Genomic DNA, 15,510 nt, shown 5'->3' with positions numbered 1-15,510 from the left:
AATTTCCCTTAAAAAGAATTTTCTACTATTAAATCCTCCAAGGGAATTTGTCCGGGTTTAGGCCAGGGTTCTTTAATTTTTTTCCCAATTGCTACCATAGGACCAATAACATAATCTTCTGGCAAATTGACTAACTCCGCCACTTTCTCAATGTCAAAGCCAATCATCGGACAAGAATCATAACCCATGTCTTTTGCCGCTAACATTAAATTTTGCATTGCCATACCGATGGAGCGTTGGGCTTCGTCTCTCTGTAACCATTCTCTACCTTCATGGAAAGGTGCAATCCAGTTAACCAATAAATCCGCTACCTCTTGAGGGGCATTTTGCCAATAGCGAGAAGGATTTTTTTGCCATGCTTTTACGTCGGCAGTAAATAGAATCAAAAGAGAGGCATCAGTCATTTGAGCTTGATTGTTACCATATTCTTGACGAATTTTTTGTCTTAATTGGGGATCTCGGAGAATTACAAAACGCCAATGTTGAATATTAAAACTGGTTGGGGCTTGGATTGTTGCCTCTAGCAGTTGTTTTTCTTCTTCTGGGGTAATTTTGTGATTAGGATCAAAGGCTTTAACGGAGCGACGTTGATAGATTGCTTCTAATGTATTCATTGGATTCTTAATTCTCCTTTTTGAAAGTCATTGGATGGAAATATTCTAGGCTAGATCAAATAATAAAATTTCTGTATTATCTTCAGTAGCTATAAAGTCTAATTTCTTTTCTTGAGTGATAGCAACACCATCACCAACATTAACGATATGACCGTTAATTTTTCCTGAACCTCTAACTATTTGTAACCATAAAGAGCGATTTTCAGGAATATTATGCTTAATTTCTTCATTTTTGCCCAAAAGCGTCACATAAAGACTAGCATCTTGGTGAATTTTGACAGATCCTTCTCTACCATCTTCAGAAGCAATTAGTCTTAATTTTCCTTGTTTTTCATCATGGGCAAAGTATTTTTGTTCATAACTGGGGTCAACTCCTATTTGATTTGGTTGAATCCAAATTTGCAGTAGATGGACTGTTTCTTGAGATGAGGGATTAAATTCACTATGGGCGATTCCTCTACCTGCAGACATTCTTTGCACATCACCGGGGCGAATAATTGAACCATTACCGATACTGTCTTTATGTTCTAATTCTCCCTCTAAAACATAGGTAATTATTTCCATGTTTTGATGACTATGGGTGTTAAAGCCTTGAGTGGGTGAAATTTTGTCTTCATTGATTACTCGTAAACTGGCAAAACCCATGTAATTAGGATCATAGTAACTACCAAAAGAAAAAGTATGTTTACTGTCAAGCCATCCTAAATAGGCTTTTCCTCTTTCTTCACTTGGGCGAATAGTAATCATGGTTGTAATCGTTTTTTTCCCATTTGTTTTCTTATCTTCTATGATACTTCTCTATTTTTTGGTTGACAATGTATATTATATTTAACTGATTGTTGAATAAAAGTTGACAAATGGATAAATTTAATCAGATTAGAGGTTTTGTGTTAGTGGTGGAGTCGGGTAGTTTTGCTCAGGCTTCTCGCATTTTGGGTATATCTCGTTCGGCAGTGAATAAGTTGGTTTTTAATTTGGAGACTTATTTAGGGGTGCAGTTATTACACCGCAATACTCGTAATGTCACTCCTACTCAAACGGGTTTAGCTTTTTATGAACGTTGCACGGGAATTTTAGCGGATTTAGAGGAAGCAGAAATTGCGGTTACTAATTTACAGCAACGTCCCCAAGGTAAATTGAGGATTAATGCTCCCATGACTTTTGGCACAATTAATTTAGGAGATACGATCGCATCTTTTATGGCAGAATATCCTCTCTTAAAAGTGGAACTTAGTTTAGATGATCGTTTTGTTGATCCCATTGCCGAAGGTTATGATATGGTAATTAGAATTACCGATAAAATAGAGTCCTCTAGCTTAATAGTTCATCAATTAGCTGAGATTGAGTTAATTTTATGTGCTTCGGAAGGATATATCCAAAATTATGGTGAACCAAATTCCCCTGAAGAATTAGAGAATCATTTTTGTTTACAATATGGTTATTTTAATTCCTCTCATCTATGGAGATTAACAAAAGGAGATGAAGAAAAAATCATCAAAATTAAAAGTCGATTATGTTCTAATAACGGGGAAATTCTCGCCAAAGGTGCGATCGCAGATTTAGGTATAACAATATTGCCAAGATTTATTATCGAATCTTATCTTCAAGAAGGGAAATTAAGAAGAATCCTACCCGATTACTCTCCTAAAACCCTAAGTTTATTTGCACTTTATCCTATCAATCGACATCTATCGAACAAAATTAGATTGCTAACAGATTTTCTCAAAAACTCTTTAAAAATTCCTTCACATCTTCAACAGATTTAGCCATTAAAGGATAATTAAGGGAAGGGCGCTTAATCACTACCAGAGGAATATTTAATTCTTCTGCTAACTGGTATTTTATATCTTCTCCTCCTGCTTTTCCTCCTGCTTTGGTAACTACCATCTCAATACCCCATAATTGCCACAAGGCTTTTTCTAATTCTAAACTCAGAGGAGGACGAATAGCGATGATGCGATCGCATCCAAAACCAGCTTTTTCAGCCAATGCCAAAGAAGATTGATAGGGAAGAATACGGGCATAAAATTGAGCTTGATGATGATATGAATTAAATAAGTGTAGATATTTCGCTCCTATAGTTAAGAGAACTTTTTTTTGCTTTAAAATCAAATTATCTGATAATAAAGACTGTAAATCTGGATAATAAAAAATATTATTGTGATTATTAGTAGTTACCGTTTCCCTTTCATAACGAAGATAAGGTAAACATAAGCCCTGAGAAGATGTGACTAAGTGGATTATATTTTGGGAAACCTCAAGAGCAAAGGGATGAGAAGCATCGATAATAGCAAAGACTTGCCAAACAGAAATAAAATCCCTCATCTGTGCCACAGATAACTTAGTAACAACAACTTGAATATCATTAATATTCTCATATAACTTACAAGCAGAATCAGTCGTGACTGTCACCACAAAATCCTGCTTTAAATCAGACAATAAACGAGCAATAATTGCACTTTCAGATGTGCCACCAATTAACCAAATCATTAATTACCTGAGAATGAATAATAGGCAGGAGTTAGGGGTTAGGGGATTAGAAGAAACTAATTCTTAAAGTGCTGAAGTTACTAATTACTAATGGTTTATTACCTTTGCCCTTTGCCCTTTTAACTTTGCCCTTTTCTACCTTTTCTAATTAACCTTAAACTTAGCCACATCAGACTCAAGTTTCTGAGCAACAGCCTGTAATTGAACGAAAGATTGGGATAATTGAGTTACCGAGGAATTAGTTTTTTCGGCTACTTTTGCCACATCTCCCATTGTAATACTAACTTCTTCCGAGTTTTCAGACTGTTCAAAAGCGGCGGCGGCGATCGCTTCTACTAATTCGTTAATCTGTACAGTAGCGGCGGTAATTTGGTTAAGACTTTGGCGGGTTTCCTCTACTAATTTACTACCCTCGACAACTAATTCATTGCCCTCTTCCATGGAAGTTACCACCACTTTAGTTTCTGAAAGAATATCCGTCACTAACTTTTCAATGTCAGCCGTTGCCTGAGCAGACTGAGTTGCTAAAGCCCGAACCTCATCAGCAATTACCGCAAAGCCCTGTCCTTGCTCTCCAGCCCGTGCGGCTTCAATGGATGCTTTCAAAGCCAAAAGGTGAGTTTGAGCGGCAAATCTGCCAATCAGAGATACGAAATTGGAAATATTTTCGGTAGTATCCCCTAGCTTTTTAACCTGCTCTGCGGCTTGTTGTACGGTAACACGAATGTCCATAATTGAACGCACCGTTTTATTCATGGCGGAATCTCCTACAGCAACGCTTTCTTGAGCTTTGATTAGGGCTTCTTCTGCTTGTTCTGCACTTTCTGCCACAATTTTACTAGAACGGCTCATGGCATTTACTGTTTGTAAGGCTTGAGCAATATTTTCTACCTGTTCAGCAATTTCTAAGCGTAGAATTTCAATGTCACTTTCATTGTTACTGGTGGTTTGGGCTACTTCTAAAGCCGCATTTTGTACTTGAGATACAATTTGTCTTAAACTTTCAATGGTTGCGTTATAAGAGTCAGCAATCGTACCGATTTCATCTTCTGTAACAGTAGCACGAATAGTTAAATCCCCTTTAGAAACAGGATCAACTTGCATTAATAGTTCTAACGCTCTTTGTTGTAATAGCTCTTTTGCTTGTCTTTGTTCTTGTTCTGCTTGTAGCTGTAAATCAATTAATTTTACCCTTTCTAAAGCTAGTCCTACTTGAGTGGCAACTTGAGTCATAAAATCAATTTCTGATAGTTCCCATTCTCTTATGTTTGAGCATTGGTGACAAATTAATAAACCAATTAATTTACGGTTAACGATAATGGGGGCGACTAAGTTGGCTTTTACCTCAAAAGGTTCTAATTGTTTGAGGTGACATAAAGTTAATCCTGCATTATAAATATCTGGGGTTGCTTGAACCCTGCCCTGCAAGTATTTTTCTACATATTCTTCTTCAAAGCAGGGATCATGAATTTTTGCTCCGAGGGCTTGGGGATAACCTTCTGCTACAGATTCAGCAATAATTGTACCTTGCCATTTTTCATCAAATTCATAAACAATAGTGCGATCGCATCTTAACACCTTACGAGTCTCTAAAACTGCTGTATCCATAACCTCCTGCGGACTTAAACCCTCCGCTAAATTAAGGGTTATTTCTTTGAGTTGTTCTGCTCGGGTTGCCGAGGTCATTTGGGCTTTTAAGATATTAACCCGGTCTAAAATTACCCCGTATCGTAAAGCAATTTGACTGAGGAAAGAAATTTCTTTTTCTTGCCATTGATGATGTTGACGACAATGATGGGCAATAAATAAAGCAAATAGTTGTCCTTGACTGATGATAGGAATAACTAAATTGGATTTGATTTGTAAGCGGTGCATTAAGGCTTCATGTTCGGGGGCAAATCCTGCGGTATAAACATTTTCTGTTGCCACTACTCTACCATTAATATAGGCTTCTCTTAAGGATAGGGGAATACAGGGATCATTTAACTGCTCACTTAAAGCACTGGGTAAATCTTGATCTCCCGCTTCATTGCTAATGTAACCACTCCAATTAGGCTTAAAGCGATAGATAACAAGACGATCAACTTCTAAAATTTCTTTAGCTTTTGGTAAACTGCGATCGAACACCTGATTAATATCATCTTCATCAACTACCCTCGCCCCTGTAATTTCTTGGAATAAACTAGCTTTTTCCGCATCTAGTAATAATAACGACTCATTACTTTCAATATTTTCTGCGAGTAAATTAAAGGTATCCGCTAAATTACCAATTTCATCCTGCCCAATAATATTTGCCCTTACCCGATAGTTACCCTCCGCAAATTGAGCGGTAGTTTTCTGTAATTGTTCCAAACGATTTGCGATCGCTCTTCCTAAAATAATGATTAGAATAAAATTAAGAATTAATACAATTAGTGCCGTTTGTCCCTGAGTTTTTAAACTACTCGCAATAATTTGGTTAAGTGCTTTTTCTGGAGTACCACGCACCAAAATAGCCACAGTTTCTCCCGCCTTATTTTGAATAGCTTGGGCGCTAAAAGTATAAGTTTCTCCCCCCACTTGATCCCTTAAATAAACTGCTTCATTGGGAGTTTTTAATGCTAATTCCAATAACTTTTGACTTGCAATTTGTTCATCTATTGTTTGTTCATCAGTAGTAGCTGAACTAGCTAAAGAAATATTATCTTCAGAATTAACTTGATAAACAGCACTATATCCGCCCTTAAACTCATTAATGGTGTCAAAAACGATGGAATATTTACCATTAACTACGTCTCCTGATACCAAAACCCCAATTACCTGATTAGGATTATTCGGATTCACAACAGGAGTAAAAGTATAACGAATAACTGCGTCTTGATTGGGAGTGAGACGGGGTAATAAGGGGGGATTCTCTTTTCGTAAATCCTCCCAAGAAACTATTTCCGTTGTTTTAATCTGTTGAGGATTATTAAGAACCTGAGAAACTAAGCCATTGGGATCAAAAACTTCCCCTGTTCGATTATTGTTCGCATTAACAATTATTTTTTTATCTACACCTACCAATGTAGCATACTCAATATTACGAGCAGTAATTTCGTTTTGAAGAATTTGTTTAACTAAACTTTGTTGAGCAGAAGTCAAACTATTACCATTAGCACGAGTTAAGGCCGCATTGATAATTGCAACGTTATCTGATTGTCCCCGAAAACCGAAGCCCATCTGATTAATTTTAATATCATAGTTAATCTTGGTAGCTTCTAACTCAGAATTGGATTGATTAATAAGTTGCTCTCTACCCCCTGAAATGATTTCTAATACTCCCACCCCTAAAAGTACAGCAAAAGAAAGAGCTTGAGCTCCTACTACCACGAATAATTGCTTTTTACGAATAGATAAATCATAAAACCATTTCACCACAGGGGAGATAGGTTTCACAGGGGGAATTTTGGGATTTTTTGTGACATAAACAGGAGGAGTATTTTCTTTTTCCTGAGTTGTGGATTGTAAACTTGGTTTTTCTGGTGCTTGAGTCATGGCAAGTAATAAGTAATGAGTAATGAGCCTCTGACGAGGCAGGGAACAGGCAACAGGCAAAAGGGAACAGGCAACAGGGGTAATACTAGCTTCGCAGAATAAGCTCAGAAACAGCCTTACAGTGACGCTTTCAGCTTCTAACTATAAGTTTTAGTTTCAGCAAGAGTAATAAGTAATGTAGAAAATAGGTTTCAGGTTTCAGGTGTTAGATGTTAGAAAATTTCTGAATTTTTAATTCTCCCTACTCCCCACTCCCCTACTTTTATAAAACCCCGAACTCCGAACTCCTAACCCCGAACCCCTAACTCACTTTAAACTTACTAATAGTCTCTTGTAAACTATCAGCAACTTTTTGTAACTTTTTGAAACTACGAGCAACTTGAGTCACTGCATTAGAGGTGTCATTGGAAATCCCTGCTACTTCTGCCATAGTTTCGGTAATGGATTCAGAGGTTTGAGACTGTTCTGCCGCCGAAGCTGCGATCGCAGTTACCAGTTGACTAATTAAAGCAGATGCCGCCGTAATATCGTTCAGACTTTGACGGGTTTCTTCCACCAGTTTTGTTCCTTCAACTACCTGCTCAGTACCAGTTTCCATCGCTTTTACTACTTCGTTGGTTTCTTCTTGAATTTCCGCAACCACCTTTTCAATTTCCGCCGTCGCTTCAGCAGACTGACGAGCAAGGGAACGAACCTCTTCGGCTACCACCGCAAAACCTCGTCCTTCTTCCCCTGCGTGTGCCGCCTCAATAGAAGCATTCAACGCTAATAGGTTGGTTTGATCCGCAAAACTACTAATCAGGTTAACAACCTTAGAAATTTTTTGGGTTGACTCCCCTAGTCTTTTTACTTTTTTCGCTGTTTCTGCAACGGTTTCTCTAATCGCCAAAATACCGTCCACTGTTCGGTTCATGGCAACTTCCCCTTCTTCTACACTGCGGTTAGCCTGTTTAACTGCTTCTTCTGCTTGTTCCGCATTATCTAATACTGTACGGGCTGAAAAAGCCAAAATCTGAATTTTTTCTAAAGCAACATTAATATCATCCGCCTGACGAATTACCTCTTGTGCCAGATTTTCTACATAGTTGTTCTGCTCCGTAACAACCTGATTAACTGCTCTTGTACCCCCTTGTACCTGAGTTACAATTTTTCTTAAACTCTCAATGGTGGCATTATAAGAGTCAGCAATAGTACCAATTTCATCCTCTGTCACCGTTGCCCGAATGGTTAAATCTCCCTGAGAAACGGGATCAACCTGCATTAATAATTCTAATGCTCTTTGTTGCATGGTTTCCCGTGCTTTTCTTTGTTCTAACTCAGATTCTTGTTGTTTATATAAAAGCCTGATTCTTTCTAACGCAGGACCTATTTGGGTGGCTAATTGAGACAGGAAATTACATTCAGAAGGAGTCCATTGACGAGGTGCATCACATTGATGGGCAATTAATAAGCCTAGCAGTTCACCGTCCACAATAATGGGGGTAACTAAATTGGCTTTTACTTCAAAAGGTTCTAGCTGTTGAATATGGCAACTGGTTAAACCCGCAGTATAAATGTTGTTAGTAGCTTGAACTCTACCTTGTTGATATTTCTCAACGTATTTATCAGCGAAACAAGGATCTTTTATTTTTGCTCCCAGCGCCTTGGGATATTTAGGATCAACAGATTCAACAATAACTGTACCTTTCCAATCTTCATCAAAGGTGTAAATAATGACTCGACTGGCGTTTAAGGCTTCTCGACCCATATTTGTTGCCACTTCAAATACCTTATCCTGATTTAAGGCTTCGGCTACTTTGAAGGTAATATCTTTTAACTGCTGAGATAATAAACTATCTAATTGCTGAGATTCTAATAAAATAACCCGTTGTAAAGCAGGCCCCATCTGAGTTGCTGTTTGTCCAAAGAAGTCCACTTCCTGAGATGTCCAATTTCTGGGACTTGAACATTGATGAGCAATTAACAAGCCAAGGAGTTTATTATCAACAATAATTGGGGCAACTAAATTAGCTTTAACTGCAAAAGGTTCTAACTGTCGGAGGTGGCAGTCTGTGAGTCCTGCTTTGTAAATATCTGGAGTTGCTTGAACTCTGCCTTGTAAATATTTATCAACGTATTTATCTTCAAAACAAGGATCATGAATTTTTGCCCCTAATGATTGAGGGTATTTAGAGTCAACAGACTCAGCAATAATTGTTCCCTGCCAATTATCATCAAAACTATAGACAATGACGCGATCGCTCTGTAGTGCTTGACGAATCTCTCTAACAGCAATGTCAAAAACTTCATTAACATTAAAAGCCTTTGTCATCTCTAGGGTAATATTCTTGAGTAGATTAGACTGACTGGCTAAAAGTTGTTGTTCTACGAGTAGGTTTTTCAACTGATAGGTCATATCATTAACGCTATTACCCAATTGGGCAATCTCGTCACTTCCTTTAATATCTAATGATGCGTCTAAGTCTCCCTCTGCAATCTGTTTAATAGTTTTTGAGGTTTTTTCAATGGGATTAACAACCAATCCTGCTACGGTATAGGCAATATAACCAACTACTCCCCCTGAAACGAGAATCCCTAAAAAGATAAAGGTTGTAATCCGATTAACCGGGGCAAGAACAACACTCGTATCTCCTGCTAAAATCAGCCCCCAATTCAAAGGATTAGCTTCTAAATCCACATTGATAGGAGTATAGGTTACTACTTGATTGGTTTTTGTAATTTGATTTCGATCTTCGACGGTGTTGCCTTGATTAGATGAATCTTGCCATCTTAATTTAGGAAATACTTGATCTACGGATTTCACAGAATCGATGGTACTTTCTTTTTCTGTAGTGTTTCTTCCCGTTGTGGAAACGTTAGTTGAGTAAATAGTATCAGAAGATACAAATATTTGATTATTGCCGTCCACAAGATAGATATTTTCTCCGCTATCTTCGTAGGTTTCAGTTTTAGCAATCAATTTTTGTAATTCTTGCACAGGGATTCTCGCCCTTAGATAACCTGTGATTTCATTGGTATTTAGGTCTAAAAGGGCGGAGGCAAAATAAATTCCATAATTACCATCCCACTCAGAAATAATTGGTTCACTGACAACTGTTCCTTTTGCCTGTTTTGCTCGTTGAATATAAGTTCTCTGGCTATGATTGGGCATAAAAAGCCCATTGCTTTCTGCTAGTGGGTCAACATTTGCGTCAAAAACTGCAATACTATCAAAATATCTATATAATCTTTTAAATTCGTTTAACTGTTTTTGTAATCTGGCTTTATCTTTTTGTTGATAGGAAGACAATTCTGGTATTACTTGCGCCATACCCTGAACTTGGGCAAAACGGTCACTAATGATTAAATTGACATCCTTACTAATTATTTGAGCTTCTTCTTCCTGTACGCTTTCTATTTCTGCACGAAAAGATTGGCTTGTGGTTATCCCAATAATACTACCTACGACTATAATCGGTGTTAAACCTAATGCGATCGCGATCGAGGAAGTTTTAAACCTAAGATTTTTGCTTTGCCACCATTGAATTAAACTTTGGGAAGACTGACTATTTTTCGGGCGGTTTGGTGGTTGTTTTTGTATCGATGGTGAGGGGGATAATTCTTGATTTTGATTAGCTTTTTTTTGCTCTTGACGATCGGATTGGGGGGAAGTTTGAGTCATGGAACTTTCCTCAGATAGTTTACTAATAGTGGTGATTTCTAAGTGTTATTACTTATGGATATAAAGACAATAAAGCACCTATTCGTATAGGTTTTAGATGTTTGCATATTTCCTTTTCATTTTAGCTCAATAGTTGTGGATCTCAATATATACTTTCACAAAGGATAAATATTAGACAACCACAACAGGTATCGGGTTTAGGGTGTTGGGGTATTAGGGGCTTAGGGAGAAACAAGTAATGAGTTCGGAGTTCGGAGTTACCTGAGTTCGGAGTTCGGAGTTCGGAGTTCGGAGTTAAAAGTAATAATTATTCACAAAAAAGCTGAATAAATTGATTTTAAATGAGTTTTTCCTAAATTTAATAGTTTTTTATTCCAAAATTGGCTCGATGATAACTCGAGGGCGCTTTATTTTTCGATACTTTTTTCATCGAACTCAGGTGGAGTTCGGTATTCGGTGTTAAGTTAAGAGTTAGAAGTTATTAATTTCAACTATTTACCTTCGCCTCTTACCCCTTGTCCCTTAGCCCTTTGTTTGTCTAGGTTAACTAATACCCAAATAAGCGGCGACCAAAAATAAAGCGTCAGTAAAAATAGTACTCAAAACGGCACTGGCAAAAACTATATGATGAGTCTTTTTCTTGACCAATCCCCATAAACTAATGCCCAAAAGGGTGTTCGCTAATAAAATTGCCCAACTGATACCCCAAACAGTTTGAACTTGCGCGATCGCACCTTGTAAAAGAGGTTTAACTAGGGTAGGATCAGTTACCATCAACTCTTTCCAGTAGGGAATTAACCCATCAATATAAAAATATAAATCAGTAATAGCAGTACCAATTAAAGAACCAAGGTAAAAATAATTACCTATTAATCCCCACCCCTTACGAATTCCCCATATAGCGAAAGGTAAACCGATTGCCTCAATAGGAATATGAACAGAAGGATAATATCTTAACCATCCCCAATAAATTGAACCACAGAACCAACTCCAACTAAAACCCCAGAGTAAATCTCCCCAGATGTAAGTTTCAGGTTGTTTACGCCAGTGAAAACTTAAAGCAACCCACACAAAAGTTAACAATAAACTCAACCAAGGAAAAATCCTTACTAAAGGAGCTTGGAAAAACACAGGAATAGAAACGAGAAAAGCCGATGAAGAAAAAAGAAGAATCCTTTTGCGCTTTTCTTTGTCCCACCACCAACCCACGAGAAAATCAAAGATAATTTCCCCTACAGATGGTAATAAGGTGCTTAATTGAGATAACAAGGTATGATTTAACAAAATTGCTTATAATTTCTTTACTTATCTTTACTTAATCTTAAAATATTTTCAGAAAAAAAATCCAAATTTGATTTTTAACTAATATCCCTAACATTTTCATATCCCCCCTATGGGTATATTGTTATCATAGTAATATTTCATATGAAAGTCAATAAAAAACTTTTGATTTGAGTGGCACAGTATGGGGAAAGGGTTATGAGTTTGGAGTTAGTGTTAATTAAAGACTTTTGCCCTTGTATTCTTTTAAGGGGAGACACAGAGGGGTTTGCCTTTTGCCCCTTGCCCCTTTTTACTTTGCCCTTTTCCTATTTAAAGAGCCAAAATGATCCAATATAAATTGAGGAAATAATTAATTGTACTGTCATTATTGGTAATCCATATTTTAAGAAAGTGTGAAAAGAAATTATCTTTCCATGTTGTTCTGCAATTCCCGCCGCCACAATATTAGAAGAAGCACCAACTAAAGTGCCATTTCCTCCCAAAGTTGCTCCAAACATCATGGCATAAAATAAAGGTAAAACTTCAGGGGGTAGTTGTCCTGTATAATTAGGATCAAGAATTGATGAGTCAACTAAATTAACATTAACTAAATATTCTTTTAGTAAAGGTACCATCGCAACCACTAACGGAATATTGGGGACAACGCTCGATAGTATGCCCACCACAAAAACTAATAGTATAGAACCAACAAAAATATTTTTTCCCAAAACTAATGCTAATATTCCTGATAAATGACTTACCACCCCTGTTTTTTCTAAACTACCGATTAAAACAAAAATGGACATAAAGAAAATAAGGGTACTCCAATCTACATCTCTGAGAATATTATGAACTGTGTCAATTTTACTGTGATGGGCTAATAGTAACGCCAAAGTTGCCCCTAGTAGTGCCACAGAAGCGGGGGAAATGGGTATAGCCAGAGAATCGCCGATAACAAAGAATGTGAGCACAAAAACCATGATTAAAGCCCCAAGGATTAACATTCTGGGATGATTAACTTGAGGGTGGGGTAAATCTTCTAGGTGGGTGAATTTTGTATTCCAAATTTTGCGGAATAAGATGGGAGCAACTATGGCCACACTGACAACAGCAATAATACCTCCGAGGGTTAACTTTTGTAGATATTCGAGAAATGTCATATTTATAGCATCTCCCACAATAAAAGTAGCTGGATCTCCTACTAAGGTAATTAGACCTGCACTATTAGCTACAAATACCATAAGAATTAATAGAGGAACAAAATTAACACCAATTTCTTCTGCTAGGGGAGGAATTAAAGGAGCTAAAAGCATAACGGTTGTGGCGTTTGGAAGCACTGCACAAATGGGGGTAGTTATGCCGATGATTCCTAGTATGAGGACTTTTCCTCTACCTTTAGCAATAATTACCATTTTAGTGGCAATATATTCGAAAATTTTGGTCGGTTCAAATGACCTAATTAATACCATTACACCAAAAAATAAAACTAATGTTGCATGGCTTTTACTGATAAATTCAACGGCTTCTGTAAGAGTAATTGTATGGGTGAAAATCAGAATTAATGCTCCTAATAAAGCTGCGATCGTCAAATGCAATTTTTCTGACATAATCAGAATAATAACAATAACAAAAACTGAGGCGGAAATAATACTAGAAAGTTCGCTCATGTTTGATATTTATGTTTATTCAGAGAATTAGGTTTTGATGAAGAAATAAAATACAGTTTGAGAGTAGATAAGTAGATAATGACCAGTAAATAAAAGCTCGGTTTTTCTCGATCGAAACTTTATTTTTTAAAATGAAAATCAATTATTCAGCTTAATTAAAATTTGATAAACTCAAAAAATATTTAATATTGATCTTATGAAAGAGGTGTTTTTTAACAAATTAAAACTTATTAAAACGGGCAAAAAGCATCAAAAAGAGATACTATTAAGTAGCTCAAATTAAATAAGCAAAAGTTTGTATTTGCTCTTTGAGGGATTTCAAATTTTTTAAAGATAAGTCACAACAAACCCTTTACTATTTCACATTTAACTAATCAGAATCAATCACAAATTCTATTTAATATATTTCACACTCATAATCTGAATTGCTCCAAATTCAAAAAGGATTATTTTATAGATGAAGAGTTTTGTCAATTAGGAATACCTAAATGAATTGGAGGTTTTTACAAATACCTATTCTTTAGTCTCCTCTCAATGCCTACGAGGTTAGCTGACGGACGAGAACTGAGAGATGTTCTTTTCTGGAAATACTCCAAAAATAAGCCCCTAAATTGGTTCCCCCGCTTCCTAATAATAATTGGGAATTAATTAGTATTAAGGAACTAGGCTGACTAACTCTTATAATTAGCTATAGCCCTGATTATAGCTTAAGATTTTTGATTTGGCTCAAAGAAAATTCTCCTAAAATTTTGCTCTAATTGCACTGTTTTTCTAACTAACCTGAATTTGAGATAAGCAAATACAACCCGAAACCTAAAACCTGTACTTATTTGATATTTCTAAGCCAAACTGATGTTTATTAATTGGTTTCCACCGTCAGGATTTGCGGAGGAGTAGCATCAGGGGGATAAAGAAAGTCTATGGATACTAACTTTTGTCCTTGAGGAGGTATTGTCACTGTTACTAAATTTTCTCCTTTTTGTCCACGATTCTGCACTAAATGAAAATAACGCCAACGGGGTATATTTTGATCATCATTATATTTAACTTGTACTAATCCTCGGAAAAAGACTTGATTTGGTGGGTTTTCAAAAAAATTAATTTCTGGAGTCTCTTGCTTAAGAGGAGTAGAAAAAGCAATATTAACAGTCTTACTTTCATTGTTAGGATTAAACAGAGGCAAAGTCAAACTATACTCGACACCGTAATTTCCATGGGCGCTATAGGCGGTATCTGGGTATCTCACAGCTAAAGGTGCAGTTTGTACTTGATTAAGTCCAAAAGTTCCTCCTACTAAAGTGCTTAAGCCATAGGAAAAAGCCTTTCCTGATTCGGGAATAGTCAAAATTGTGCTATTAACAGAGTCAACTAAATCTGTTTTCCATTGATTACCAATAGATACTCCTGCTACCCTGCCATAAATCCTTTTTCCAGTCGCATCGGGAGGAGTTGGTGCTAAATCTCTGGGGGCGGATAATTCCCCGTTACTTAATAAATCTTGCCATTGAGATAAACTAGGGGGATTATTTTCTTCATCTCGATACATAGCTAAACTAGCTACATAGACTTCTCCATCACTTAATAATCTCATATAAGTTGAACGCCCGTTAATTTTTGGTTCAAGGGTTTGTACTGGAATAGGGGCATTTAACAACATTTTGCTTTCCCCTGCTTTTAAGGTAATTTGAGCAGGAAAAATATCTTGGCGTTTTTCTTGTAATATTTCCCCCATTACTCTACTACCTGGCCCTGCGTAAGTGTTGCTGCTTTCCACCAGAGAAGGTTGTTTAATGAAAGGGGCATCCGGTTGGCTTAAATAACTCGCTCCCTGCAAAATATCGATGGTAACTGTTTTGTTGGTGGGATTTTGAAGAATTATACCTAAATAAAGAGTTCTAGTGTCATTTTCGTCAACTGCCTTGGCAACATGATGAGCAAAAATATCGAATCTTCCTTGTAAGGGATAGTTTAAATGGGCTTTAGGGGTATTTTTATTGTCGGGAGGAAAAGTAGAAAGTAGAATTCCCTCTCCTACAATTAATTCGGGGCTATTACTGTTAAATACGGGTATTTGGTTTAATTCCCCTGTGAGGGGGCGAATTGTGTTATTTTCTTCAGTGACTATGGCAGGGGTATTATTTTGAGCGAGAATAATAGAAGGTGATGGTTGATTGAAGAAGAATGATATTAGCTCTAACATAAATTAATTCTTAATAAATAATTGTTATGAATAGACTCGTTCAACTAAGATAGGTTTCTCAACAAGTTAAATAATCTGTTGATGTTACCATAAAATTTT

The 15,510-nt window shown here is 36.8% G+C and carries 9 protein-coding genes and 1 riboswitch; of the genes, 1 reads left to right on the top strand and 8 read right to left on the bottom strand.

What is annotated here, in order from left to right:
* Nucleotides 1-8: 8 nt before the first annotated feature.
* A complete protein-coding gene (locus Dongsha4_RS15650; RefSeq protein WP_330203241.1) occupies nucleotides 9-614 on the bottom strand; it encodes a nitroreductase family protein in 606 nt (201 codons plus the stop codon).
* 45 nt (nucleotides 615-659) lie between these two features.
* Complete coding sequence (locus Dongsha4_RS15645; protein WP_330203240.1) at nucleotides 660-1,361, bottom strand: pirin family protein; 702 nt, start codon at nucleotides 1,359-1,361, stop codon at nucleotides 660-662.
* A 110-nt stretch (nucleotides 1,362-1,471) separates the two neighbouring features.
* On the opposite strand from Dongsha4_RS15645, the gene Dongsha4_RS15640 reads away from it, so the two are divergent.
* Nucleotides 1,472-2,380, top strand: a complete 909-nt coding sequence (locus tag Dongsha4_RS15640; RefSeq protein WP_330203239.1) for a LysR family transcriptional regulator — start codon at nucleotides 1,472-1,474, stop codon at nucleotides 2,378-2,380.
* Here the strand turns inward: Dongsha4_RS15640 and Dongsha4_RS15635 are convergent.
* From Dongsha4_RS15635 to Dongsha4_RS15610, 6 genes are all read right to left on the bottom strand, one after another.
* A complete protein-coding gene (locus tag Dongsha4_RS15635) occupies nucleotides 2,337-3,104 on the bottom strand; it encodes a cobalt-precorrin-6A reductase (RefSeq protein ID WP_330203238.1) in 768 nt (255 codons plus the stop codon). The genes Dongsha4_RS15640 and Dongsha4_RS15635 overlap by 44 nt on opposite strands.
* A gap of 144 nt (nucleotides 3,105-3,248) precedes the next feature.
* Nucleotides 3,249-6,620 carry a methyl-accepting chemotaxis protein gene (locus tag Dongsha4_RS15630; protein WP_330203237.1) on the bottom strand — a complete coding sequence of 1,124 codons (3,372 nt, stop codon included), beginning with the start codon at nucleotides 6,618-6,620 and terminating at the stop codon, nucleotides 3,249-3,251.
* Between the two features lie 301 nt (nucleotides 6,621-6,921).
* The gene (locus Dongsha4_RS15625; protein WP_330203236.1) at nucleotides 6,922-10,281 is read right to left on the bottom strand and encodes a methyl-accepting chemotaxis protein; all 3,360 of its coding nucleotides are present in this window, start codon (nucleotides 10,279-10,281) and stop codon (nucleotides 6,922-6,924) included.
* 543 nt (nucleotides 10,282-10,824) lie between these two features.
* Complete coding sequence (locus Dongsha4_RS15620) at nucleotides 10,825-11,565, bottom strand: DUF3120 domain-containing protein (protein ID WP_330203235.1); 741 nt, start codon at nucleotides 11,563-11,565, stop codon at nucleotides 10,825-10,827.
* Between the two features lie 305 nt (nucleotides 11,566-11,870).
* Nucleotides 11,871-13,211, bottom strand: coding sequence for an ArsB/NhaD family transporter (locus Dongsha4_RS15615; RefSeq protein WP_330203234.1), 1,341 nt, complete (start codon nucleotides 13,209-13,211; stop codon nucleotides 11,871-11,873).
* A 520-nt stretch (nucleotides 13,212-13,731) separates the two neighbouring features.
* Nucleotides 13,732-13,865: riboswitch (cyclic di-AMP (ydaO/yuaA leader) on the bottom strand.
* 205 nt (nucleotides 13,866-14,070) lie between these two features.
* Entirely contained in the window at nucleotides 14,071-15,411 is a 1,341-nt protein-coding gene (locus Dongsha4_RS15610; protein ID WP_330203233.1) for a DUF3370 domain-containing protein, read from the bottom strand.
* Nucleotides 15,412-15,510: the final 99 nt, after the last annotated feature.

The organism is Cyanobacterium sp. Dongsha4 (genome assembly GCF_036345015.1).
Taxonomy (GTDB): Bacteria; Cyanobacteriota; Cyanobacteriia; order Cyanobacteriales; family Cyanobacteriaceae; genus PCC-10605.
The sequence above is the reverse complement of the archived record's forward strand: the minus strand, read 5'-3'. Positions and strand labels throughout refer to the sequence as shown.